This is a genomic window from Paenibacillus silvae (genome assembly GCF_014639235.1).
In the GTDB taxonomy this organism is placed as follows: domain Bacteria; phylum Bacillota; class Bacilli; order Paenibacillales; family Paenibacillaceae; genus Paenibacillus; species Paenibacillus silvae.
This window is the reverse complement of record NZ_BMFU01000008.1, coordinates 12,745-36,873: the sequence shown is the minus strand read 5'-3', so window position 1 is coordinate 36,873 and position 24,129 is coordinate 12,745. Positions and strand designations below refer to the sequence as shown.

At 47.5% G+C, this 24,129-nt stretch carries 18 protein-coding genes; 12 read left to right on the top strand and 6 right to left on the bottom strand.

What is annotated here, in order from left to right; translation table 11 throughout:
• The first annotated feature begins 150 nt into the window (after positions 1–150).
• Both IEW26_RS22075 and IEW26_RS22070 read left to right on the top strand, forming a co-directional pair.
• The gene (locus IEW26_RS22075; protein WP_111272059.1) at positions 151–429 is read left to right on the top strand and encodes a CD3324 family protein; all 279 of its coding nucleotides are present in this window, start codon (positions 151–153) and stop codon (positions 427–429) included.
• 188 nt (positions 430–617) lie between these two features.
• Complete coding sequence (locus tag IEW26_RS22070; RefSeq protein ID WP_188593921.1) at positions 618–1,181, top strand: GNAT family N-acetyltransferase; 564 nt, start codon at positions 618–620, stop codon at positions 1,179–1,181.
• A 134-nt stretch (positions 1,182–1,315) separates the two neighbouring features.
• On the opposite strand, the gene IEW26_RS22065 is transcribed toward IEW26_RS22070, so the two are convergent.
• Positions 1,316–3,184 (bottom strand): AbfB domain-containing protein, encoded by a 1,869-nt coding sequence (locus IEW26_RS22065; protein WP_188593920.1) that lies wholly within the window; start codon positions 3,182–3,184, stop codon positions 1,316–1,318.
• Positions 3,185–3,438: 254 nt separating this feature from the next.
• Here IEW26_RS22065 and IEW26_RS22060 point away from each other — a divergent pair, with 254 nt between their 5' ends.
• Both IEW26_RS22060 and IEW26_RS22055 read left to right on the top strand, forming a co-directional pair.
• A complete protein-coding gene (locus tag IEW26_RS22060; protein WP_188593919.1) occupies positions 3,439–4,227 on the top strand; it encodes an FRG domain-containing protein in 789 nt (262 codons plus the stop codon).
• A 122-nt stretch (positions 4,228–4,349) separates the two neighbouring features.
• Entirely contained in the window at positions 4,350–5,126 is a 777-nt protein-coding gene (locus tag IEW26_RS22055) for an SDR family oxidoreductase (protein WP_188593918.1), read from the top strand.
• 285 nt (positions 5,127–5,411) lie between these two features.
• On the opposite strand, the gene IEW26_RS22050 is transcribed toward IEW26_RS22055, so the two are convergent.
• The 3 genes from IEW26_RS22050 to IEW26_RS22040 form a co-directional block, all read right to left on the bottom strand.
• Complete coding sequence (locus IEW26_RS22050) at positions 5,412–7,394, bottom strand: AraC family transcriptional regulator (protein ID WP_188593917.1); 1,983 nt, start codon at positions 7,392–7,394, stop codon at positions 5,412–5,414.
• 242 nt (positions 7,395–7,636) lie between these two features.
• Entirely contained in the window at positions 7,637–9,082 is a 1,446-nt protein-coding gene (locus IEW26_RS22045) for a DEAD/DEAH box helicase (RefSeq protein WP_188593916.1), read from the bottom strand.
• Positions 9,083–10,095: 1,013 nt separating this feature from the next.
• A complete protein-coding gene (locus IEW26_RS22040) occupies positions 10,096–12,438 on the bottom strand; it encodes a 5'-nucleotidase C-terminal domain-containing protein (RefSeq protein WP_188593915.1) in 2,343 nt (780 codons plus the stop codon).
• A gap of 440 nt (positions 12,439–12,878) precedes the next feature.
• On the opposite strand from IEW26_RS22040, the gene IEW26_RS22035 reads away from it, so the two are divergent.
• Positions 12,879–13,841, top strand: coding sequence for an endo-1,4-beta-xylanase (locus IEW26_RS22035; protein WP_188593914.1), 963 nt, complete (start codon positions 12,879–12,881; stop codon positions 13,839–13,841).
• Between the two features lie 309 nt (positions 13,842–14,150).
• Here the strand turns inward: IEW26_RS22035 and IEW26_RS22030 are convergent, their stop codons facing one another.
• Positions 14,151–15,491: a glycoside hydrolase family 30 protein gene (locus IEW26_RS22030; protein ID WP_188593913.1), complete on the bottom strand. Its 1,341-nt coding sequence runs from the start codon at positions 15,489–15,491 to the stop codon at positions 14,151–14,153.
• Positions 15,492–15,847: 356 nt separating this feature from the next.
• On the bottom strand, positions 15,848–17,362 hold the full coding sequence (locus IEW26_RS22025; RefSeq protein WP_188593912.1) for a leucine-rich repeat domain-containing protein: 1,515 nt from the start codon (positions 17,360–17,362) through the stop codon (positions 15,848–15,850).
• 524 nt (positions 17,363–17,886) lie between these two features.
• Here IEW26_RS22025 and IEW26_RS22020 point away from each other — a divergent pair.
• From IEW26_RS22020 to IEW26_RS21990, 7 genes are all read left to right on the top strand, one after another.
• Positions 17,887–18,777 carry a diacylglycerol/lipid kinase family protein gene (locus tag IEW26_RS22020; RefSeq protein WP_188593911.1) on the top strand — a complete coding sequence of 297 codons (891 nt, stop codon included), beginning with the start codon at positions 17,887–17,889 and terminating at the stop codon, positions 18,775–18,777.
• A 173-nt stretch (positions 18,778–18,950) separates the two neighbouring features.
• Positions 18,951–19,868 (top strand): aldo/keto reductase, encoded by a 918-nt coding sequence (locus IEW26_RS22015; RefSeq protein WP_184180681.1) that lies wholly within the window; start codon positions 18,951–18,953, stop codon positions 19,866–19,868.
• A 242-nt stretch (positions 19,869–20,110) separates the two neighbouring features.
• Entirely contained in the window at positions 20,111–21,493 is a 1,383-nt protein-coding gene (locus IEW26_RS22010; protein WP_145404962.1) for a helix-turn-helix domain-containing protein, read from the top strand.
• Between the two features lie 268 nt (positions 21,494–21,761).
• The gene (locus IEW26_RS22005) at positions 21,762–21,932 is read left to right on the top strand and encodes an aspartyl-phosphate phosphatase Spo0E family protein (RefSeq protein ID WP_111272079.1); all 171 of its coding nucleotides are present in this window, start codon (positions 21,762–21,764) and stop codon (positions 21,930–21,932) included.
• Between the two features lie 182 nt (positions 21,933–22,114).
• Positions 22,115–22,495 (top strand): GntR family transcriptional regulator, encoded by a 381-nt coding sequence (locus IEW26_RS22000; protein ID WP_145405216.1) that lies wholly within the window; start codon positions 22,115–22,117, stop codon positions 22,493–22,495.
• Entirely contained in the window at positions 22,492–23,373 is an 882-nt protein-coding gene (locus tag IEW26_RS21995; RefSeq protein ID WP_188593910.1) for an ATP-binding cassette domain-containing protein, read from the top strand. The genes IEW26_RS22000 and IEW26_RS21995 overlap by 4 nt, the downstream gene beginning before the upstream one ends.
• Complete coding sequence (locus IEW26_RS21990; RefSeq protein ID WP_188593909.1) at positions 23,370–24,068, top strand: hypothetical protein; 699 nt, start codon at positions 23,370–23,372, stop codon at positions 24,066–24,068. The genes IEW26_RS21995 and IEW26_RS21990 overlap by 4 nt, the downstream gene beginning before the upstream one ends.
• Positions 24,069–24,129 lie beyond the last annotated feature (61 nt).

Here is a 24,129-nt window from a genome sequence, read left to right as displayed (position 1 = left end):
GTGCAGAGTCCATGTGAGGAACAACGGCGGTTGTTTGCATAGAGCCGGAATTATTTTACCGCCATCATTGACTTGGAGTAATAACGTAACGTCTGAAGTTTCTCGCACGACTCTGCTGCCTTAAAGAAATCATTTAAGGAGTGGAGCAATGTGAAATATACAAATGCCGATGCCGTCCTTCCGGAGGCTTTGATCAAGGAAATTCAGCGCCGGTTTCCCGGTGGATTGATCTATATTCCCAAGCCCAAGGAAGCACGTATCAAGTGGGGAGAACGTTCCGGCAGCCGCGAGTGGATACAGGAACGCAACCGCGAGATGTGTAACCGTTATACGCAGGGTGAGACAATTGACCAGCTGGCAGCGCGGTTTTGCTTATCCATCGACAGCATCAAAAAGATTGTGTACTGCAGGAAAAACCGTGAAAACTGATGAACAAAAGATTCCTATTCAAGCCACATTCGAGCGATCGGATGTGGCTTTTTGGCATGTAGAAAATGATTAACAAAAGAATGCTCCATATTCGTCTATAGAAGCACACTTTACAATAGAGCCAAGAGCGAGTGTTGCAAATGCGGAGCAGCTTGGTGCTGCAAAGCTAAGCGGAAAGGGTGAATCCAGTGAACATTCAAGTTGAACTAACGGATCAGAAGCAGGCTTATATCATCAAAAACATGTACCCGTTATACCTGCACGACCTGTCCGGTCATTACGGATTACAAGAAGAACACAGGCCGAACGAGCATGGCATATTTGAAGTCGGCTCAGAGTACAGGACATTGCAGGATCAATACGATGTGCAAAACATATGGTGGGGAGACCCGGAACATCTCTATCCTTTTCTTATCAAGGTATCGGGTATGCCTGCGGGGTTTGCCTTTGTTGCCACGCCGCCTTATTGCCGGCAGGACATCGATTATTTCATGCATGAATTTTTCCTGCTACAGCCGTTCCGCGGGTTGGGACTTGCAGAGCAGGCGGCAGCAGCGATCTTTGAGAGGTTTCGGGGCAAATGGGCGCTATTCACCAATGTAGCGGAGAAAAACAAAGTAGGTCAGCATTTCTGGCGCAAGACAGTATCCAATTACACCCGTGGGGTGTATGAAGAGATTACTGCGGAAACAGGCTGTGAGGATGGGCCAAAGCTCGTTTTTCAATTCTCAAATCATGCGGTGGAGAGTTAGAAGAATGGGGTGCAGGATTTCCATGATGTTCACCCTCTCATGAATCAGGCTCACCCTGAATCTCATCAGATGCAGGGTGAGCCTTTGGAGATGCTGAATCAAGGCTGTGCAGATAAGATTTAAACAGATTCACACTAGAAATTCATGCGTGCAAATGTAGCATCACCTTTCACTGTGGTGCTGCTGGAGGCATTCACCGTATCCAACTGCAGTACGTAATCATAATGCCGGATGTAATATCCGGGCTGGCTGAAGGATTGCAGGGAGACTTTGCTGCTGTCGGCCCAGCCAGGGCTAATGAGGAACGTGGCATCTCCTTTATAAGCCGTGGTGTTGGCGAAGGCCTCGAGTACAATTTTGTTGCTGGTGTTTCGTTTCAGGAAATAACCCGGATAGTTGATGGACTCTAATGAAATGCCGCTGGAGCTGGCGAGACCTGGCACAACACGGAACTGAGCGTCAAGCGCAGGGGAGACATTGGCATCAATGCGAGCGACATAATTGGCGTGACGGATCATACGATCAGGTACGTTGTGTGAAACAAACTGACTGTAGCTTGTGGCTTCAGGGTTAGATGGACCCAGCATTTTGACTTCATGCAGCGTTGGGGTGTACCAGTTGCCGGGATTGTTCCACAAGACAGCATTGACCATATTGATCCGTACATAGCGGGCAGTAAAATGCACAGCATCCGTGGTAAAGCCATATGTCAGATTGTTGGTGCGATCCAGCGCAGCGTAGTTCACGCCATCATTGCTAATCTCGATCTTGTATTTGTAATACCCCTCGGAGCCTTTATACATAAACCAAGAAATGTCGACCTCGGTAATCGTCTTTGGTGCACCAAAATCGACCTGCCACCATGCCGGCCAACTATTGGAGGAAGCAACCCATGAGGTCTGATAATTTCCGTCATTGACGAGCGAAGGCGATGACCCGGACGCAGTGGAGCTGGCCGAAGCCGCTTTGCCTTGGGCATGATTGACGAGTGCGGGCAGCGTAATCTGGCCTGTTGCTGCATCTATATTCCATGTTGTATACCATTCCAGCGAAGCTGTTCCATTTGCATCATTCAGCGTGAGCGGCAGCCAGATGTGCTTATGCTCACCGAGATTCATCGGATTCCAGCGATCAGCCATATAAATATAGGAGGTTGTGCTGCTGCCCTGAATCGTGGCGATATCATGAATCTGCGTACCAAAGGCAGATGGATTGCCATATGGCGTGAGTGCAGTCCAAGGACCGGTCATGGATGTGGCCGTGGCGTATGCACCCTGATTTGGATACCAGCCGGCAGCCTGAGAGGTGAAGAGGTAGTAGCGGTTTCCTTTTTTCACAACGGCTGGGGCTTCACGGTAGGCATTCTCGAACAGCCATCCTTCAAATGACTGTATCCCCGTATAGCTTGCATTCATTTTGAAAATAGCCATCGTATCGTTAGCCCCGCCATTTTTACGGGAGGCTGTAACCAGATAACCCGTGCCGTCTGTGTCCACAAAAACAGTCATGTCTCTAGACTCATAATCGAGCGGTCGGAAGCTGCCCTCATACGTGAATTTGCCGTTGGGTGTACTACTTGTCGCGACCGCTACGCGGCCGAGGTTATAGTCTGTGCCATTCTCATAATGTGCCCATAGCACATATTGCCCGGTTGAGGCATTATAGATCACTTTGGGGCGTTCAATCTTGCTGGAGGCCAATTCGGTGGCGGAGTCTTTGGTCAGAATAGCATTGCTGAAGGTCCAGTTTTTCAAATCGGTTGAGGTGTAGACGTTGACGCTGTCAAATTTGCCGCCTACTGCATGTTCGCCATACAGATAATACGTGGAGCCAACCTGCAGGATGTTACCGCTGTTTGCGTGAATGGGATTGCCTGCCGTATCAAGCCAATCGGTGCCATTGGTAATTGTCACACTAGCCGCACCTGCTCGTTCAGGATGCAGGCCGTACAAGGTGAATGCGAGCGCGAAAACCAGAAGCCAGACCGTCTTTCGTTTCCCCATTACGTACACCTCCACAATGATAGGAATAAATAATAGCGCTTTCATTTATATTGTAATTGATTTACAATCTTTGGCAAGTGAACATTTCGATGAGAGATGAACAAAGCAGCAGGCCAGAAGGCAAGAGCAGCAAGAGCGAGGGTCCGAATGCAAATGAAACGGAAATGAAGCCAAGGTAGATCGGATGCCGTATACTTCTGTTAGCGTGTTTTATTTTAAAAAATCTGGTAAAGGGTGCGGGAGGGCTGGTTGTTATGATGAATCCCTTGTGGTGTGAGGTAAATTCAATAGAAGACTACTTATCAACGATCGAGAGGCTTCCTTACGGGAAGGACGGTTATTATTTTCGCGGAGAAAACAGGCGTTTTTCCTGTCAGAATTCCCGTTTATTGCGCCACACCTTCTCTCGATTACTTCGCGATAACCCGCAATACTATGTCGATGTCGTGAATGATTATATGCACGATATGGCGGATGAAACGGGTATATGGGAACAGGAGCATGTACTGGCCTGGTGTCATCAGGAGGGCCAGCCAACGAACCTGCTGGAGCTGACAACCTCTCCGCTGCAGGCTTTATTCTATGCCAGCTTGTATCGAACGGATGGAAGTCTGGAGCGAGGCCAGGAGATATATGTATATGGATACGCGAGGACGAATACGGTGGATGCAACCCCTTTGATCCTTGAAAATACAAAAATGCCTTCAACCCGTTATAACCTGCTTGAGGATATGAACGATGATCCCCGGTGGAACCGCCTAGTTGAGGGTGCCCATACTGACAAAGCTATTCCAAAAAAATCGTCGCCGGATTTATCCCAATTCCCCTACTTGACCTATGAGGTGCCACCCAGACATAGAAGCTCACATCAACCGAGCAGTCTGTATTTCTATCAATTGTTCCAGCTGAAGTCTGCGTCAGATTCTGAATCGCCCTATGATCTCATAACGCAGCGATATACGCCCGCAGTGGTCTTTAAGGTGACTGAAGCCGATCGGATTCAGCGGGAGCTCCAGCTTCGCTCAGAGGATATACGGATATGATCTACATATGCTGATCGGATTGTCCGTGCCGAATATGAGAGCAACATTGTGTATGTCGTCTCATGATATAACTGTCCTGTACCCGTGACGGGTGCTACTTAATTCAGTAGGGGGATAACGTTATGAACGAGACATGCAGAAGACTGGAAGGACAATTGGCTCTGGTCACAGGAGCGAGCAGAGGTATTGGACGCAGTATTGCAATCCGTCTGGCACAGGAGGGCGCGTATGTGCTTGTGCACTTCGGGACGCGGCAAGCCGAAGCAGAGCAGGTTGTGCGGCATATTACAGATCATGGCGGACAGGCCCAAGCCATTGGAGCTGATTTACGCACGCTGGGTGGCATTCATACATTATTTGCCAAGGTTGATGATGCTGTTCAGAAGCATGGACGGGACAGCAGGCTGGACATTCTGGTAAATAACGCAGGGATCGGGCAGATTCTCGATCTGGAGCAGACGACAGAGGCTTCCTTCAACGAAGTGATGAACATAAATGTAAAAGCTCCCCTGTTTGTAACGCAGCAGGCAGTTCCGCGTCTGCGGGATGGAGGGCGAATCATCAATATTTCTTCTTTTGTTACACGAGTGGCTTCCCCAGGAGTGTTTGCCTATAGCATGACGAAGGGAGCGGTGGATACCTTCACGAAGCTGCTGGCGAAAGAGCTGGGAAGCCGCCAGATTACGGTCAATGCAATCCAGCCGGGCATTATTAATACAGAGATGAATGCAGGAACACTCACGAACTCGCAAGGACAGGCATATGCAGCAGGCTTGTCTGTCTTGAACCGCTGGGGAGAGCCGGAGGATGTCGCAGATGTGGCTGCATTTCTTGCTTCGGCGGACAGCCGCTGGGTTACCGGGCAGTGTCTTGATGCCAGCGGTGGATCGCATCTATAACATGTGAAGTGTATGCGGGATTGGGGAAGAACGGATCTATGAATCAATTTGTAATTGAGGGGAATGCTCAGATGTTCTTCTGGAGTAGCACGTAAGAAAAAAAGGTGAAATCACATGATGATTCATTAACTTGGCAACAAAAAATCCCCTCCGATTCCATAGTGATGGAGGAGGGGATTTATTCAGCGTTATCCGCACAATGAATGTGCCTGCTTATGAGTATAACAGGTGCAGACGCTAATTTAGGTGAGCTAGGTGCGCGAATGCTCAGCTATTAGCTGGCAGTTATTTGGATGTGTTCAGGAGGCTCTCCTCAATAAATTGCAGCTGTGCCTCCAGAGAAATCGGGTCATTATAGAATGAGCCTTCTGCGTTGATGAAATACACCTGTTTGTTTTTGACAGCAGGAAGCGCCTTCCAGACATTGCTTTCATAGACCACATCAGGATTGCCTTCATCCCAGCCCCAGTTGCTTGTAAAAACATAATCGCCCGCATATTCATGTAGTTGCTCCAAGGATAAGCTTGCACCTGTGCCTTCCCCGTCAATTAGTTCCTTCTGAATCAGAGGAGGAGCTTTCAAGCCAAATTCTCCATATAGAATCTCCCCGCCGCGTGCACCTTTGTTACCCCATGCATAGATTCCTTTGGAGTAGGGCTGAAGGATGGACACGGTCTGATCGCCTACGACCGCCTGAATCTGTGGTTTAACTTTGGCAATTTTCTGATTCCACTGGTCTATCCAAGCTTGAGCTTCCTTCTCTTTGCCCGTTAACTTGCCGAATTCTAACAATAATTCCTGGGGATTTGCCGCACCATATTTCAGACTCACGACAGGAGCAATTTGGGACAAAGCTTCATACTGGTTGTCCACCAGATAGTCATACGCGATGATCAGATCGGGTTCCAGATTCAGTATGGCTTCCACATTGCTGCCTTCTCCCAGATCGACGATGCCTTCCAGCATGCCTTTATGATAAGGGTTTTGCATGGCATCATAAGTCGATGCTACGGGCTTGACACCCAGCACCAGTAAATTACCGATGGCACTGCCCGTCAGATCGACAATTCGCTGCGGATGGGCGGGAATGGTGATCGTTCCTCTACTATCTGTATAGGTCTGAGTCGCTGGGGTGGAAGTATCGGTCGATGCTGGCTGTTTCTGCTGAGTTACTCCTGCTTCCGTTGCCGTTCCTGTTCCAGCGTTGTTCGTGGCTGTTGATCCGCCGGCACATGCCGAGAGAATCAGGGTGAAGCACAAGAGCAATGCCGCTGTGGCGATGGATGATGATCGTTTTGTCTTAACCATGGATAAACCTCCGCTTGGATGTAAATGAGAATCGTAATCAATGAAACTATAGCATTGGGTTCCAGTGGCAACAAGGGCAGATCGGGTACGCACCTTGGGCAAATCCGGTATGTAGCTTCCGTTCTGAGCAATAACTGCCCGGTACTGCGTGGGAGTTACGCCATATACTTTTTTGAAACTGCGGCTCAACGTATGGGCATCCGGGTATCCAACGAGTTCAGCGATCTCCTGAAGTGGCGTGTCTGCGTGTGTTAGCATTCGGGCAGCCTGTTGTATGCGAATAATTGCTAGAAGCCGGATGGGGCTTTCCTTTACACGAGATTTGAATAGTTTGGTCAGATAGCTGATGCTGCAATCGAACAGGTCTGCCAGAGATTGCAACGTGATGGGTTCCATGTAATGCTGTTCCATATAATGTATCACTTGGGCTGGCAGATCAGGAGGGACGGGGTTGATACCTTGCTGCTTCATCTGTGAGAGAAGGGCGTGAACAAACGAATAGAACAGCGCTCGTGCCTGTAACTGATGGAGTCTGTCCTGTATCGTCCAGTGCTCGTACATATCTTCCAGCTTGCGCAGCAGTGAAATGGGATATTCCGGGAGGAACACACACTGATGCAGGAAGGGACTATCGGGCAGCGGTCGTTTCTTCAGAGGATGAGAAGCGGGTAACATTAGAATAGCTCTGTACAGAATTAAATAATATTCAAATCGCTCTTCTGCGGTAATATTTAATAAAGCTCCCCGGCCTCCTTGAAGGACATGGAATCGTCTCAGATTATACACGTTGTGGTCTAGCTGTAATGTGGCATGACCATCCAGCACATATACAAATGCATGTGCCGGGAGTTGATAACGTTGCAGGTTCTCTCCTGGCTCCAGCACGGCAAGCCGAATATCCATGACCTGGATTGAAGCATAATTCCACCAATAGATGTGATCGTCTAGTGTAAGGGTCATCTGTACCATCCTCCTACCATGAGGGCATTTCTTATATTATATTGATAATGATTCTCAACGTAAAGAGCAGACAAGGGATAACGGGCCACTGGAGACCTGTTATCCCTTGCTCTATAACTGGATGATGAGGTACTTCCACTACTGGGTATGATCTGTCTATCTGTCTCCAGAGTTTGTGTATTTATCCTCGTATTGAGATTGCGGCATACCTACCTTTGGTTTGATTATGCGATGGGATATTGTTATTTGCGGCCTTTGCGCACCTTGAGCTGCATGCGTTTGATCGTCGTATGTTGCATAACCTCCAGCACGAGTGGACCTTTGCCGTTCAGAATCTCTACGTCGGTCACGTTATCCAGGATAGTAATGATGCCGATATCGTCTGCGCTGACGCCTTCAATCTTGGCAATTGTGCCTACAAAATCAACAGCCCGCAGCTTTTTCTTCTTGCCACCGTTGAAGTTCAGCTTCATAATCTGCTGGTTCAGCTGCTCACGCTTGTCCTTTTTGCGTTCGGGTACAATTCGAAGCCGCTGCTCAAAGGCTTCCCTATGGCGATCTACTTCTTCTTCAGAAGCAGCTTTCACAACAGGAATTTTAAATCCGATATAGGCTTCAATCTCGGCAAGACGTCTGCCGTCCTTCGGTGTCAACAGCGTGAAGGCTCTGCCGGTTTGCCCTGCGCGACCCGTACGGCCTGTACGGTGCACGTAGCTTTCTTTTTCCAGCGGGATATCATAGTTGATCACGTGAGTGATATTCGTAATATCAATACCTCGAGCGGCTACATCGGTTGCCACCAGATAGCGGAATTGTCCGCGCCTGAAGGCGTTCATGACTTCAATCCGTTCATCCTGCTCCATACCGCCATGAATACGGTCCACCGGGTAGTCCAGGTCAGCCATGACCCGAAACAGCTTATCCACATTCTCCTGTGTACGGCAGAATACGATGCAGCTATCCGGGTTCTCCATAATAAACAAGTCCTGCAACAGAGCGGTTTTATTCACTTCCGATGTATGAATCACGGCATGCTCAATCGTGGCTGTGGTGAGTCCGCTGGCTTTGATCTCGATCTCTACAGGGGTGTTCATATACTGACGGGACAGCTTGGCTACGTCTTCCGGAAACGTTGCGGAGAACAGCATCGTTGTGCGATCCTGCGGCAGCGCCTGGATTATGGCCTGTACCGTCTCGATAAAGCCCATGTTCAGCATCTCATCGGCTTCGTCAATGACCAGATAAGCTATGCGCTCCAGCGGCAGCGTGCCCCGTTCAATATGATCGAGAACCCGGCCCGGTGTACCAACGGCAACGTGGGTTCGTTGTTTCAGCTCGGCTTTCTGAATATGAAAAGGGGATTGTCCGTACAGCGCGGTTGCTTTAATGCGTTTAAAACGTCCGATGTTCGTGATATCTTCATTGACCTGCAAGGCCAGCTCTCGTGTAGGCGTCAAAATCAAGGCCTGAGGTTTATTTTCGTTCCAGTCAACCAGCTCACAGAGCGGGATGCCATATGCGGCTGTTTTGCCACTGCCCGTCTGGGATTTAACGACCAGATCCTGCTTCTCCAGTGCAACAGGAATAACCTGTGTCTGAACCTCGGTAGGCTGCTCATAGCCCAGACTGTCCAATGCTCTCACGATTTCATCACTCAGTCCGTAATCTTTAAAATGCGGTTTAATCATCGTTTACCTCTTTTGCGTTATAGTTTGGGATGCGGACAGTGTACTCATGTGACGTTGGCCTATACCACATCCCCATGATTTTACTTATAAGTATTGCTCCGTACATGTACCGTATACTCGCCTTATTATACCCTATGTGCAAGTAATGAAGGGTGGTAAATAAAAAGGCTTCACATTACAGGGGTATATCAATTCTCTATATTGTGTATTAGCTAGTGTAGGAGTGCACCACCAGTGTATCCGTGTGTCAGGTTTATTGGTGCATCCGTAGATCGGTAGATCCGTAGACCTCTAATGATGATCTATCAATCGCCCTTTTTATCGGTTAACTGCTACTTATGAAGGCTGAAATCGCGAATTTGAAGCACAATCCGGATACCGTGTATATTGTAACGATTTCAGATGAGCTTATTTGGGGAATATAAGGGCTTCTATAATTGTAACGATCTCCAGAAACCTTATTTCGCTGAAAATCCACGATAAACACTATTTTTTATATGAATCTCATTGAATAAGCTTTCCTGAATTCGTTAGAAAATAAAAACGCAAAATATAGCCCAAATAGCGTTTCCTGAGATCGTTAGTGATTCCATTAGCAATCTGATTGTAATGCCGTTTGCAGCTTCCATTGTCTGATCCTTTTATCGGATACTTTGACTGCAGGACCAGGGTAATCCGAATCAATCTGCTCTGGTCAGTTCAGTTTCAGCTACGTGGTTTCAGCCACCGTTTTCAACGTAAGTATTATAACGTAATCCATATGAACGATAGTCCAGGCGCGGGGAATTGAGGCCTTCCACGCAGCATTCTTTCAAACCAGGAGTCACCCAATAAACTTTAAGCAGCGCCGAGTTACCCAGTGCGCAACGTTCCACGTGAAACGATTTGTAGCATTAAGGCTTGATGCTTTGTAGTGGGGGGTGGTGGGCTGGATCATAGTCCGTATCAAAAAGGGGCGATGCCGCCCCATAATGACATGGGATGCATCGCCCCGAATTTCAGTAGTGTAGTGATTATTTTAGAATGGTCACATACTTGCCATATACATATGCTGTCCGTCCAGCCACCTTCACTTTAACCCATCCGTAAGCATGGTCTGTGCTGATGACTTCAAGCATCGTACCCTTCGGTACAGAAGTAATCACTTTGGCTTTGGAGGATGCGTCAGCACGTACGTTCAGATAATCCGCTGTTACCCTTGCTGTTTTGCTTGAGACAGATGGAGCAGGCTTGCTGTTTCCGGTGGACGTTGATGGCTTGCCTGGTTGAGCTCCATCCGGCTTCGATGCTCCCGGTGTTGGTGCAGGCTTTGGCTTCGCTGTAGTCATCGGTTTCTCCGGTGCAGGAGCTGCTGCTTCGTTTTTGCCGCCTTCGCTGCCTTCACCGGGCTTGCTAGCTACGGCTTTGCGAGCTTTGTTCAGCTGCTGATAGAATGCGCCCTTTGTTTTCACACCTTTGAACTGCGCTGCATCGACTCCGGCTTTGGAAGACAGGGCTTCAATCTCATCCGCAGTTACAGCGTCCAAAATATTAATGGAGGCAATGTTCGTATATTTGCCGTCTTCCGTTGTTGGCACGGACATCACACCATCGTTAATCAGCTCAACAACATCTGCACGTTCTGGTGCAGTCAGGTCTACGCCGGTGATTTTCCAATTATGCTGAATCTTTGGCTCATAGACTCCTTCCATGACATCCTTCAGATAGGCAATCGAAAGGTTGCGGATGGTCCCTTGGATCTCACCGAACGCCTTAGCATCCTTGGACGACCAGAACTGTGTGAACTTACGTCCTTCGAGCGCCCCGCCTTTGGCAATCAACGCTTCCATCCGGTATGCATTCATACCGAGTTTGATGTTGTCCACTGCCTGAACGGCTTTACCATTGCTATATTTCAGGTTCGTAATCCGGCTGCCATACGGCTTGGTCAGGTCAATCTCATAGGTTACACCGCCGAAGAAATCATCCGTACTGTACTTGGAGGCACGGCGCTTCGGATCGAAACTGATCGTGACGTCTCCAGGGCGTGTAGAATTAAAGTATCCCGCAGACCATTCCATGTAATCCTTCAGATCACGTCCGGTCACTTCATATACGGTCACTTCACCAAAAGTGTACTGGTAGTTGAACGCAATATCCTTTTTCTTGATCGGGCCTACATCGAGCTTGGCCTTGTCATTATCAATCTGATGTGCAACCACATCGGCTTTACTGTAATGCAGCATGACTTCTGTGAAAAAGTCGGAAAGGGGGGTCTCCTGAATCTGTACCGCTGGAATGCCCTTAATCTCATCTGCGGGAACCAGATTGGTTCCTTTCAGCTCAGCTACCTCAATGTTGGCATCCGCACGAGCGAACTCGTGAAATGGATGTAAGGTTTGTTCCAAGGCAGGATCGGATATTTCATACGTGCCATCTGCTTTTTTGACAGCGAGTGCCTTGGCTTCCTTGCTCTTGAGCACGATCTTGCCGTCCTCTTTGGCAAATTTCAGGTCGATGCGAGACAGATGTGTACCATATTTGTTCGGCTCGGAGATCAGCACCCCGTTTACCGTCTGCGATTCAATTAGTTGATGCATGTGTCCTGCAAAAATAGCAGCCAGCTCCGGATTGGCCTTGGCGATATCCGTCACCCCGGTTCCCGGTTTGCCATTCTCGTTATCCAGCCCCATATGCATGAGTCCAACCATCACGTCCACTTTGCCTTTCAGCTCTGCTATCGCTTTGCGGGTCTCCTCGACCGGGTCCTTGACGGTTACACCATCCAGATGATTGGTTCCTTTCTCAAACTCGGTAATCATCGGGGTGTTCATGCCAATGACACCTACTTTGATTCCATCCCGCTCAATAATCGTGTATGCAGGCATGTAACGGTCACCGTTTTCTTTGAAAATGTTACCGACAAGCGCCTGGCCCTTGAACTGGGAAGAAATCTTCTCCAGCACGTCCAGACCAAAGTTAAACTCATGGTTACCCATAACCCAGGCATCATAATTCATTTCATTCATCGCTACCATCATAGGAGACTGCGGCTGATCATTGAACAGCTCGGCGGAGTTATCCTGAATCATATCTCCGGCATCCAGCAGAATCATGTTTGGATTTTCGGAGCGGACTTTTTTCACCATCGTGTAGAGCTGAGTCATGCTGCCAGACGGATTAGGCCCATCGAGTGCATAGTCCCATGGCATAAACCGACCGTGAATGTCAGAGGTACCCAGCAGAGTAATGGTGGTTTCCTGATCTGCCTCAGCCGCGTGAGCGCTTTCTGAAGCGAGCGGTGTGAGCAGAAGTGATGTGCCTAAGAGAATGGATAAAGACCAACTGGCGAAACGTTTCAAACCATGTGTACGCATGTGTAATCTCCCTTGTGATGTACATAAGTTGAACCAAAGATATTTACCTATACACTTCGATGACAGAATAACCTTCCAATCTCTGTTATCCCCAGATTTTTTGGATTCCCTTTTTGCAAGGGGAAAATCTGGTGATAAAGGCGACCGCTTCGCTTCTTCAGGTTTTTTCTGTCCTCTCCGTTCCGGTGTAAATAAATAGCTCGACTTATGTAGTGTGTGTATTTTATATGTATCATTTCATACTAGAGAAACATCAACGGAATGTAAACGCTCATGTAACGTTTATGTTCCCTCTGAATGAATTGTGTGTAGTACCAAGAATAAAAAAAAGTATATTTTTCAAAGTAAATGGTATGATTTATTTGTGTATAAAACCAAAATTATCCATTATGATGTTTTTGTAAGCGCTTTAAAAATAAACCAAGCCAAGGAGGAATATTATGTTGAAGTCCAAATGGTTTAAGACGGTAGGTACGCTTGCTCTGGCAGGTGTGCTGGCTGCGTCAGTCGCGGTGGGCAGTGTCAGTGCCGGACTCGCTAAGGGCAGCAAGTTCCTGGGGAACATTATTGCTGGTCAGGTTCCATCCAATTTCAGTCCATACTGGAATCAGGTGACGCCAGAGAACTCCACCAAGTGGGGAGCTGTAGAAGGCACGCGTAATGTGATGAACTGGGGCCAGGCGGATATGGCTTATAACTATGCCAAACAGAATGGTTTCCCTTTCAAATTCCATACGCTTGTGTGGGGTAGTCAGGCACCTAACTGGATTAACAATCTTTCAGCTGCGGATCAGAGAGCAGAGGTGCTCCAATGGATCAGAGCGGCCGGGCAGCGCTATTCTCAAGCAGAGTTTGTTGATGTGGTCAATGAGCCATTACATGCGAAGCCAGCCTTCCGCAATGCCATTGGTGGAGATGGACAGACGGGCTGGGATTGGGTAATCTGGTCATTCGAGCAAGCAAGACAGGCCTTCCCTAACTCCAAATTGTTGATCAATGAATATGGCATCATCGGTGACCCTCCGAAAGCAGATCAATATATCCAGATTATCAACTTGCTGAAAAACAGAGGCCTTGTTGATGGCATCGGTATTCAAGCGCACTACTTCAACATGGACAACGTGTCTGTGAACACGATGAACACCGTTCTGAACAAACTGCAAGCGACTGGCCTTCCAGTGTATGTATCCGAGCTGGACATGACTGGCGATGACAATACCCAGCTGCAACGTTACCAACAAAAATTCCCAGTGCTCTGGAAGCACCCGGCTGTTAAAGGTGTTACGCTGTGGGGTTACAACGAAAACCAAACTTGGACTAGTGGTTCCCACCTGGTAAGAAGCAACGGCACAGAGCGTCCTGCCATGCAGTGGCTGAAATCCTACATGGCAAACAATCCTTAAACCGACCGAGGCTTAACACCTGCCATGACTTTAATGATACCAGCAAAAGTATCGATGTTTTCAACAGCATAACGCATCAACGGCTTTATGCAATTCAGCGGCTTCAAACGACTTCAAGAAACTCTACCACTTGATCTCGATCTGAAGTATGAATCAACAGCCTTATCCCCGAAAGAAGCCTGTCCCATTATCTTGTGGGACAGGCTCTTCTGTATTGGCATGCATGTCATCATGAAGAAAATCACTCCGAGATTCACTCAGCAAATCACCCATAAACGCATACGCACGACTTCATCTACACATGCCAGTTTAATTTGCTGTAATGACCATGCTGTTAAATGAATCGGCTTCCAGCTGCACATGAATGGTCTGTCCTTCGGCAAGGTTCAGGTGAAGGTCACGTCGATCCGGGAACGGATTGTTAACAACTACAACGAGACTGTTGTCCGGGTTGCGGAAAGCAACTGCTTTGCCGCTCCAGGCTCCCGAAAGCCCTAGCCGACGGGCACCGTTAACGATATGATGGGCAAAATGTTTCATTACATAATACTCCGGATTCCGAATGACATTCTTGCTCTCTGGATCAACCGTGATCATGGAATTCTGCTCCCAGCCCCATGTACTGCGGCCCCTTGGCTCCAGCACCATATTCCAGTAGATGTAGGCGTTGACACCGTTGCTGAAATAATGCTGGTACAGGTTATATACATGCTTGGCATAGTTCCAGGAATTGCTGCCATCGCCGCACTCGTTCTCCGTTTGCATGTAGCGCAGCTCGGGATAACTCGCCACAGTGCGTTGAATGGCATGTTTGCCTGCCCATTGATATCCGACTCCTTTAATATAGGAGTAAGCTTTCGGATCACTGAGCACCAGTCCGGCGTACTCGTCAAAGCCGGTTGTTTTCTTCTTCATCAGTTCCTCCCATGGGTCGGGAGCGTTAATGGTTCCAAGCCAAATTTCCGTATCCAGACCATGTTTGTCAAAGGCAGGTCCCAGATAATCCGCGATGAATTCGCGCAGCTGCTCGCCTGTCCACATGCAGGAAGGGAACTTCTGATCTGCGATCACTTCATTCTGCACATGCACCTGATGAATAGTAATGCCAGCTTCGCGGTACGCCTCAACAAACTTTACAAAATAAAGGGCGTATGCCTCCAAAATTTCCTTCTCCCAGCGCAACGTGCCGTAGTTGTAGGCTTTCGGAAATTTCATCCAGGTTGGCGGGCTCCATGGCGACGCGAAGAGCTGAAGATCCGGGTTATAACGCAAAGCTTCCTTGATATAAGGGATGAGATATTTGAAATCTCGTTCAATGGAAAAATGGTCCATATCCACATCTCCGTCTACCTCATTATGGCTATACCACTGCTCTGCATAATCACTCGCGCCAATAGGCAGGCGGCAGATTGTAAACCGATGCTCTCCTTCCGGGTGGAAGAGGGAATGAAATACCTCGTGACGCTGCTCATCACTCAAGTGCGCCAAGGCGAGATACCCCAGCTCGTTAAAACAGCCGCCAAACCCTTCCACAAGCTGATGCTGCTCGCCTGTTAACTTCAGGTTAGCGCTTTCACTTGTGAGTCCAGCAGATAACTCGTTCCATGGATTGTCAGGGGTCGTGGAATAACCTCTAAACGTATATGTCATATGATGCTCCTCCTCATCTGTTCCTCAGTAACCGTGTAATTACGTTCAGTATACCAACTTGCGTTGCAAAAGCAGATATGCTAAACCGCGCAATATTTACCCAAATCCAAGATGATATGGATGGAATGACTGAGTGAGATGAGATGGGAAAATAACCCCCTACACCCATCTAACCTGCTGATGCTGGTCCAAAAGAGCTTTGGAGAGCATACTGCGTGATATACCCTGTTCCTCACCAAGACAAAACCCGAAAACCCCGCTGAGGGTTCAGGCGGGGTTGTGAGATGGGCGGAAGTAACTAAATCTATAGCTTAGCTACTCTCTGCTGTTCTGGTGTTGCTTTACTACGGTGTCATCTAAGGCATCATATCCTCAGGCTCCGGTTTATTTTCAAAGATCAGAATGGTTTTACTGCTGGCAATATATCCAACCGTGGTATGAAGCTGCTCTGAGATAAAACGGATCGGAACATAGGTAATGCCATCCTTCATCAACAGCGGGGCATCATTCATGACAAGCTCATCACCGACGGCAACCTGCTTACTTCCTACACTCCAGCGGATCGTCCCATCGTCATGGACGATAGTGGCTTCGTTAGTGCTGCTGTCCCAATTCACACGAGCATTCAGATGCTCGGATACAAAGCGGAGAGGCACGTACGTCCGGCCTTCGCTAATAAAAGGAGCGGCATCTAGTGAATAGGCATCATCACCCACATATGCCGTGGTGGAGCCTTCGATCAGGCGCTGAAAACGCCCCTGCGGTGTCCGCTTCTGCTCTCGTACATTCATCTGATTAAGCAGACTCATCGTATAGCTTCCGCTGCTCACATCCAGATAATTATGTTGAACGGTGAGTCCGGAGGACTCGGGCGCCGCCGCTTGCTGCGTTCCTACGGACACTGAAGTGGAGGCAGAGATGTTGTCAATGCTCTGTGGTTCTTCACTCTCGAGCGTGAACGATAAGTCCGAGATCGGCGTCAGGTCCCATATCCGGTTGTTGGACAGCTTGAGTACACTCAGGCTGGTGAAGGTGCGCAGAGGTTCCAGATCATAAATCTGATTGGATTCCGCATTCAGCTCCTTCAAGCCTTTCAGTGCTGAAATATCGTTCAGATGCTGAATCTGATTGCCCGAAATGTCCAGTGTGCGCAGATGTGTCATGTGGCTTAGCGGTTTAAGACGGGATATGTGGTTATTGGACACATTCAGCTCTCGCAACGAATCAGGCATATCTGTGAAAACATCAAGTAAAGCGATATGGTTGTTGGCTATATTTAACTGCTCCAGCTTGGTTTGAGTCGCCAGTGGTGCAAGGTCTGTAATGACATTGTTCGCAATCTCCAGCCATTGCAGCGAATGCAGCTCTGTCAAAGCATCGAGACTGGCAATCTTGTTACCGCTGGCATGCAGTGTATGTAATCTTGGGAATGAACGCACAACGTCAATAGAGCGGATAGAGTTGTTGCTGACATACAATCGCCCGAGCTGCTGCAGTGCGGCCAGCGGTTGGATCGATGTTATGTAATTGTTGCGAACGTCGATCTCCCTTAGCTGGGTGAGGTGCTCCAGCGGTGTAAGGTCCGAAATTTCATTACCGTAGAGGCGCAGATGGGTCAAATTAACAGCGTGTTCCAGCCCGGACAGACTTTGAATGCCTGCGTTGCTCAGATCGACTACACGCAGCTGTTTCAGAGCGGCAGAAGTCAGCGGCTCCCCCACAGGAATATTTAATATCAGCTTCAGTCCTTCCTCCAGTGCCGGGTCTTTGACGAGATGCTCCTCCGTATCAGAGACGGTATAGGCCAGCGCTTGTCCTGCGGAGCTGATGCTTAGAATACAGATGAGCAAAAACAGCGTGAATCTTCTCATTACATGCCTTCCCTCCAAATCATGTACATAGTAGTGGAGACCGTACCTTTTCAAAACGCAGCATTCGAACGATATCTAAAACTGCCTCAGCAGTTTCTTGAAGACTATAGTTTAATTCATCTGTATAAGTTGAACTATTCATTTACACGTGAACGGAGAGGACAGAAAAAACCTGAAAAAGCGGAGCGGTCGCCTTTATCACCGGATTTTTCCCTTTGGAAAGGGGAATCCAAAAAATCTGGGGATAACAGCGATTGGAAGGTTGTTCTGTCATCGGAGTGGATGGTGTAAAATCTTTAGTTTAACTCATCTAGTTATTAACCTATCTTGAGCAAAAAGGAACAACTCATTTATGAACAAGTACCTCTATATACTTTTATTCGATATGATCGGGCTTTAGCCCTGCACTTTTTCAACATAAATTTGCAGCCAATCAAACCTATTATATTCAGCCGCCTATTCAACCTCCCGGGAAAGCGGGTATACATGTACAGATGCCATATGCAGAGGGGGAGAGGGAGCCTATGAAAAAAGCGATGATTATCAGCAATCCGTCTTCAGGTCAAGAAAAGGCGGAGCATTACGTGTCGCAGGTGCAGACCATTCTGGAATCGAGGGGCTACGCTGTATCGGTTAATGAAACGTCAGGGGAAGGGGATGCTACGAAGTACGGAGCGGATGCCTGTAAGGGCGGCTGTGATCTGGTGGTCTCTATCGGAGGAGATGGCACACTGCATGAAACGATTAACGGAATGATGGATCAGGAGCACCGCCCAACATTAGGGATCATTCCGCTAGGCACGGTCAATGATTTTGCACGAGCATTACATATATCTCTTGACCCGGATGAAGCGCTTGAGCAGCTGCGCTCGGAACGGATTCGATCTGTAGACCTTGGCATGGTCAATGATCGGCTCTTTGCCAATGTGGTGGCTGCCGGTTCGCTGGCAGAGGCTTTGTTCTCCGTATCATCAGAAGAGAAGTCGAAGCTGGGCTCCTTTGCTTATATGAAGGAAGGGCTGAAGGATCTGGTGAACACACCCGCAAGTGTGATGACCATCGAATATGACGGACAGCGATGGGAAGGAGAGGCACCTTTACTGGTAGCGGCACTGACGAACTCGGTCGGCGGGTTTGAGAAGATGTCACCCAATGCCGAGGTGGATGACGGGCTGATTCACTGCTTTGTGATTCGTAACATCGGCGTGCTGAACAGCGTGACCTTAGGTACGTCATTGTTCTTCGGCAATTTGAAGCATCATAAGGACGTGCATTATTTTACGGCAAAAGAAGTGCGTGTACACTCGGGAGACATGATTCGTACCAATGTAGACGGCGAAGAAGGGCCGGCCTTGCCGATTCATCTTCGGGTGTTGCCGCAATATATTCAGGTCATTGTGCCTGAAGAAACGTAGAGCGAACGCAAGTACAGAGCATTTCTCCATATAATTCTGGGGAAAATCTATTGAAACCGATTGCATATATGTGTCACAATCATAGACGGAAGACGGGTATGGACATATGGACATGCATATATGTATCTGTGTCACATGCATTTAACTATTTTTGAATCTGGAGGGGAAACATCTTGAGAACCATGAAGCTGGGCAGCAGCACACTCGATGTGCCTGTAGTTGCTGTAGGTTGTATGCGAATCAATTCATTGGATAGTAAGGACGCGGAGCATTTTGTACGTTCTGCGATGGAAGCAGGTGCAAATTTCTTTGATCACGCCGATATTTATGGCACAGGAACATGTGAGGAGATTTTTGCCGACGCTGTGCAGATGAATCCCCAAGTTCGTGAAAATTTGATTCTTCAATCCAAATGCGGTATTCGCAAAGGTATGTTCGATTTCTCCAAAGAACATATCCTGAATTCGGTTGATGGTATTTTGCAGCGTCTTAGAACGGAATATTTGGACGTGTTGTTGCTGCACCGCCCGGATGCGCTCGTTGAGCCGGAGGAAGTTGCCGAAGCCTTCGACCAACTGGAGCGTGAGGGGAAAGTACGTCACTTTGGTGTATCCAACCAGAACCCGAACCAGATTGCACTGCTGAAAAAATACGTGAAACAGCCGCTGGTAGCCAACCAGCTGCAGATGAGTATTACCAATACAACGATGATCGACAGCGGCATCAACGTGAATATGGAGAATGATGCTGCGGTGAATCGCGATGGCAGCATTCTCGACTACTGCCGTCTGCACGACATTACGATTCAGCCATGGTCACCATTCCAGTATGGTTTCTTTGAGGGTGTTTTCCTGGGCAATGAGAAGTTCCCGGAACTGAACGCCAAAATTGATGAAATTGCCGCAAAGTATGATGTTAGCAACACAACGATTGCGATTGCCTGGCTGCTTCGTCATCCGGCTAAGATGCAGCCGGTGACAGGCACAATGAACATTGGGCGTCTGCTGGATTGTGTGAAAGCGAGTGAAATTCATCTCACTCGTCCAGAATGGTATGAAATCTACCGTGCGGCAGGAAATGTGCTGCCTTAAACTGCATTCGACACGAGCCCTGGCGGCTCGTGTTTTTTCGTGCGTACTTTAGGGCTTTGAAGAGGAGCCCTTTTTGATATAAAATATGGGTACGTACTTTTATGATGTTAAAGGATTAAATTGTAATTAATACAAATTAGTTGAAATTATTTTATTGAAAAGCACACACAAATTACATATAATTACTTTTGCATACCGACAATCTCGTTTTTGGTGTTTTTATTTTGGAGGGTGGTGTTCCATTGGAGCCGACAACCACGATACGCGATCATTTAGAACGTTATCTGAAGCGTGAACAGATGTCGATCAGTCTTTTTTCAGAGCTGTCTGGAATTAATTCAGGCACACTCAGCAATATTTTGAATAAAAACCGACCGATCTCCATGCAGCAGCTGGATCGTATTACGATGGCTATGAAGCTTGAGGCAGGTTATTTCTATGAGCTGTATATTGATGAATGCTTTGTGCATGCTACACCGGATTGGCGCAGACTTGGGCCTTTCCTGCATCGATGTGCTGAGCTGGATAAACTGGACTGTATCGAAGAGGTTGTTCGTTTGATGATGGATAATTTGTCATATATCCCGTTGTTATTTGAATTGGCAGAGGAATTCTATCATGATGGCAAAAGGAAACCTGCAACTCTTTTATATGAAACGATTGCCGAAAGTGAGAAGATGCAGCATTCCGAGCGGCTTGCGCTTTGTCAGTACCGCCTTTTTAAGCTGGGGCTGACCAATGACCAGCAGCGGAATGTCATCATTGCCGCCCAGTTTGAATATTACGTGGACCGGCTGGATGAACGCTATCAGTTGGATGCATTGAATGAATTAATTAATGCTTTTGCCTCACTTCACAGATGGAGTAAAGTGCTGGAATTATCCGAGAAGTTACGAGTAAAGGCCACGATTCACTATGAATTGAATGGAAGAAGAAAAGCGGAAGAAACAAAGCGACCTGTTATTTTTTATGTTATGTATGCGTATTTGGCCTCAGGCAGTGCTTATTTCCATTTGGATAACTATGAGATGGCCTTGAAATATGTGGCATTATACACCGATTCGAGTTGGGTGAAGAACCCTGATCAAGAAGAATTGGTTGTAATTCAGCAATTTCAGGAATGGGCAGAGGGGAATCGTTATATATATCAATTAATGGCTGGTCAATTTGAGATATTACCCCATTATCTGGCCTACATCTCAACGAAAGAGAATGAGATATTTCCTGCATTATGTGATATTGTCACGGCTGCCAATCGCTATGATATGGATATTGATGAGGTGTTAGAGGAGTACGCCCCACATTTCGCTTATCAGGAGCAAAGCAACAGGATTGGGAAGGTTAGCAAGCAGGTAACGGATGATCGTTATGTCCGTCTTTTGGCTGGGTTAGGCAGGTACTATCTTAAGAAGAACCGCTATGCGGAGGGTTTGAATTTTGTTCTGGATAGCTTGAAGTTCTCTATTGAAATTAGCGATGGACGAGGTATGCTTAGAAGTATCGGACTATTTGAGCAATATAGGGATTATGCGTCCGATACAGCTATACAGCAATACAAAATCTTGATTGGTGAGGTGCAGAAAATCAATGAAGAAAAAGCTGGCTTTGCTGATAGTTACTTGTAGTATACTGGTGAGCGTTTTCCCGCCCATCTTGGGAACATCCCCGATTCAGGGTAACCCTAACCCTCCAATTAACCGAACATTCGATCATGGTTTAGGGACATAAGCCTGAGCCGCCAGAGCGTATCTGACATCGTGCAGATGCGTTCTTTTTGTGTGTGCCAATGAACAGATCAAGGTGTAATAACAACCAATAAAAAACATCTGTCATACCCCCATCAATCTATTGATTGGCATAATAATCTAAAATATGACAAAAGGAGGGGGGACTATGGATCGTATGGAATTAAAATCACAGATTGAAGAAGCGAGACAACAACTGCATCAGGTGCATTTGCAATACGGGAGCTTGCTTCATCCTGAAGTGATCAGACAGTCCGTAGTGCTCGATGCCCTGCTGAATCAATACAATCGAATGTGTGTGGAGAAATGGATGAATTAAGTATGGCCTATTTACAATATGGTTTTTGTATACTATAGTTAGTTACATGAGTAACTAACCGACTAACTAACTAGATGATCATACGGAATGAAGAAGTAAAGCAGGTGATGCCGTTTGATTACAGATGGCAGATACAGAATGAAGGCTCGCCAATTATTAATTCGAATGAAAGTTGGAAACAGATGAAATCGACTTTGGATGAATCCCAGCCTATTTTTCATCAGATCGCCATGATGATCATGGATGATATTGTGGAAGGCAGATTGAAGGTGGAAGAACAGGTACCCTCGACGAATGAGCTATCCCGTTTCTACAATATTAATCCGGCCACGGCACGGAAGGGGCTGCAGGAGTTGGTAGACAAAGGCATTATATATAAACAGCGAGGTGTAGGCATGTTTGTGGCCAAGGGAGCGAGAGAAGCGCTGCTCGTTGAGCGGAAACAGCATTTTTACGAAGAGTACATCAAACCTTTACTTGAGGAAGCAAGACGCATACGTATGGATGAGGACATGATCATTGATCTGATTCGTGGCAAGAAGGATAAGGAGCGTGAGTTATGATTCATATGGAGCAGGTATGTTACAGCTATCAAAAGAATAAACCCCCTATTCTGAACAACATCACTCTGCAAGAGCATGAACCCGTGATCGGGGCGATCTGGGGAAGAAACGGGGCTGGCAAAACAACGCTGATGAGCCTGCTCGCCGGGCACAATCGCCCTGACCGTGGAACGATTCAGGTGATGGGTCAGAATCCGTACAATAATCTGTCTGCACAAGGGCACCTCTGTTATATTCAGGAGAATCATCCGCTCGGGAAAAACTGGACGATACATGATCTGCTGACCATCGGCTCGTATTTTCATGCACAGTGGGATGAGCAGCTGGCCCAGCGGCTAATTGAGGCCTTCGAGCTGCCTTCCAAACAGAAGATCAGTAAATTTTCGAAGGGCATGAAGACTGCGGCACAGATCATACTCGGACTGTGCAGTCATGCGAGTGTGACAATTATGGATGAGCCGACCAACGGGCTGGATGCAGAGAAACGGAAACTGTTCTATGAAGCACTTCTGGAAACCTATGAAGAAAATCCAAGGCTCATTCTGATATCGACACATCATATCGAAGAGGTACAGCCATTATGTGAGAGTCTGATTGTGGTACATCAAGGGAACATAATCATTCATCAGCCTATGGAGCAGATGCGCGAGCGTGGAGTTCTTCTAACAGGGTTATTTCGAGATGTTGAAGAGGCGGTTCAAGGTGCTACGGTTATTGAATCTGCCCGATTAGGTACGAACAGCAAAGTGATGATTGATGACGTGTATTCGAAGGATTGGAAGGCCAAGGCTCAGCAGTACGGACTTTCAATTGAAAAAGCATCACTTCAGGAATATCTGGTTCACGTGACCCGGCAGCAGGAGGGGATGAAGGTATGAATGCGATCAAAGGAACCAACCGAATGATCTGGGATGATATGCGTTTGTATCTGACCATCTTTACCTCGATTGCACTTGGACTGACAGCCATCTATGTGGCTATTGGTTTTCTGTTTCATGTCAGCTATACCTCGCAGTTATTCGGGCCGATGTACGGAGGAATCTGTACCTTCGCGATAGCAGGTCTGATCACACTCTATCCGGTAGCCATTGGTATGGGCAGTACACGGATTCAATTTATGAAATCCTTTTATATCATGGGAGCCGGGATGGTTGCAGGTACAATGGTCATTCTACATGTAATCTACTTGATCGTTCATCTGCTGAACACCGCAGGATGGCTGGAGGTTACATTGTTTCAACCAGGGATGCTCTACTCTTCCCGTTACCTTGTGCTTCCATATCTATGGATGGACCTGATGCTTGGTTTTCTGGTACTTGGCTTGTCCGTTTTCATGACGGTGTGTTGGATCAGGCTGGGAATGCGTAACTTTCTGTTTCTGTTGTTCGGCTTGGGCCTGGTGATGTCGTTGGTGGTTGCATTTGGAGATATGAGACAATTCACGCTCTGGATTGCCTATCAAAATCGAATGCTCGTATTCACGGTGCTGGGTGTAATCGGTGGCGCGCTGCTTCTGTCTACCTATCCCATGATGAAGCATGCTCCGTTGGTGCGCAAAAGCAGTAAGGATTGATCAAGCATGAGCTTAAACGCTAAGGGTGCAGCGCAAAGGTTTGTGATAAACATGATTCATC

Coding starts and splice junctions, on each gene's coding strand:
- IEW26_RS22035 (WP_188593914.1), top strand. CDS start 12,879: ATGTTGAAGTCCAAATGGTTTAAGACGGTAGGTACGCTTGCTCTGGCA.
- IEW26_RS22055 (WP_188593918.1), top strand. CDS start 4,350: ATGAACGAGACATGCAGAAGACTGGAAGGACAATTGGCTCTGGTCACA.
- IEW26_RS22045 (WP_188593916.1), bottom strand. CDS start 9,082: ATGATTAAACCGCATTTTAAAGATTACGGACTGAGTGATGAAATCGTG.
- IEW26_RS22020 (WP_188593911.1), top strand. CDS start 17,887: ATGAAAAAAGCGATGATTATCAGCAATCCGTCTTCAGGTCAAGAAAAG.
- IEW26_RS22050 (WP_188593917.1), bottom strand. CDS start 7,394: ATGACCCTTACACTAGACGATCACATCTATTGGTGGAATTATGCTTCA.
- IEW26_RS21995 (WP_188593910.1), top strand. CDS start 22,492: ATGATTCATATGGAGCAGGTATGTTACAGCTATCAAAAGAATAAACCC.
- IEW26_RS22030 (WP_188593913.1), bottom strand. CDS start 15,491: ATGACATATACGTTTAGAGGTTATTCCACGACCCCTGACAATCCATGG.
- IEW26_RS21990 (WP_188593909.1), top strand. CDS start 23,370: ATGAATGCGATCAAAGGAACCAACCGAATGATCTGGGATGATATGCGT.
- IEW26_RS22025 (WP_188593912.1), bottom strand. CDS start 17,362: ATGAGAAGATTCACGCTGTTTTTGCTCATCTGTATTCTAAGCATCAGC.
- IEW26_RS22000 (WP_145405216.1), top strand. CDS start 22,115: ATGAAATCGACTTTGGATGAATCCCAGCCTATTTTTCATCAGATCGCC.
- IEW26_RS22040 (WP_188593915.1), bottom strand. CDS start 12,438: ATGCGTACACATGGTTTGAAACGTTTCGCCAGTTGGTCTTTATCCATT.
- IEW26_RS22065 (WP_188593920.1), bottom strand. CDS start 3,184: ATGGGGAAACGAAAGACGGTCTGGCTTCTGGTTTTCGCGCTCGCATTC.
- IEW26_RS22005 (WP_111272079.1), top strand. CDS start 21,762: ATGGATCGTATGGAATTAAAATCACAGATTGAAGAAGCGAGACAACAA.
- IEW26_RS22060 (WP_188593919.1), top strand. CDS start 3,439: ATGATGAATCCCTTGTGGTGTGAGGTAAATTCAATAGAAGACTACTTA.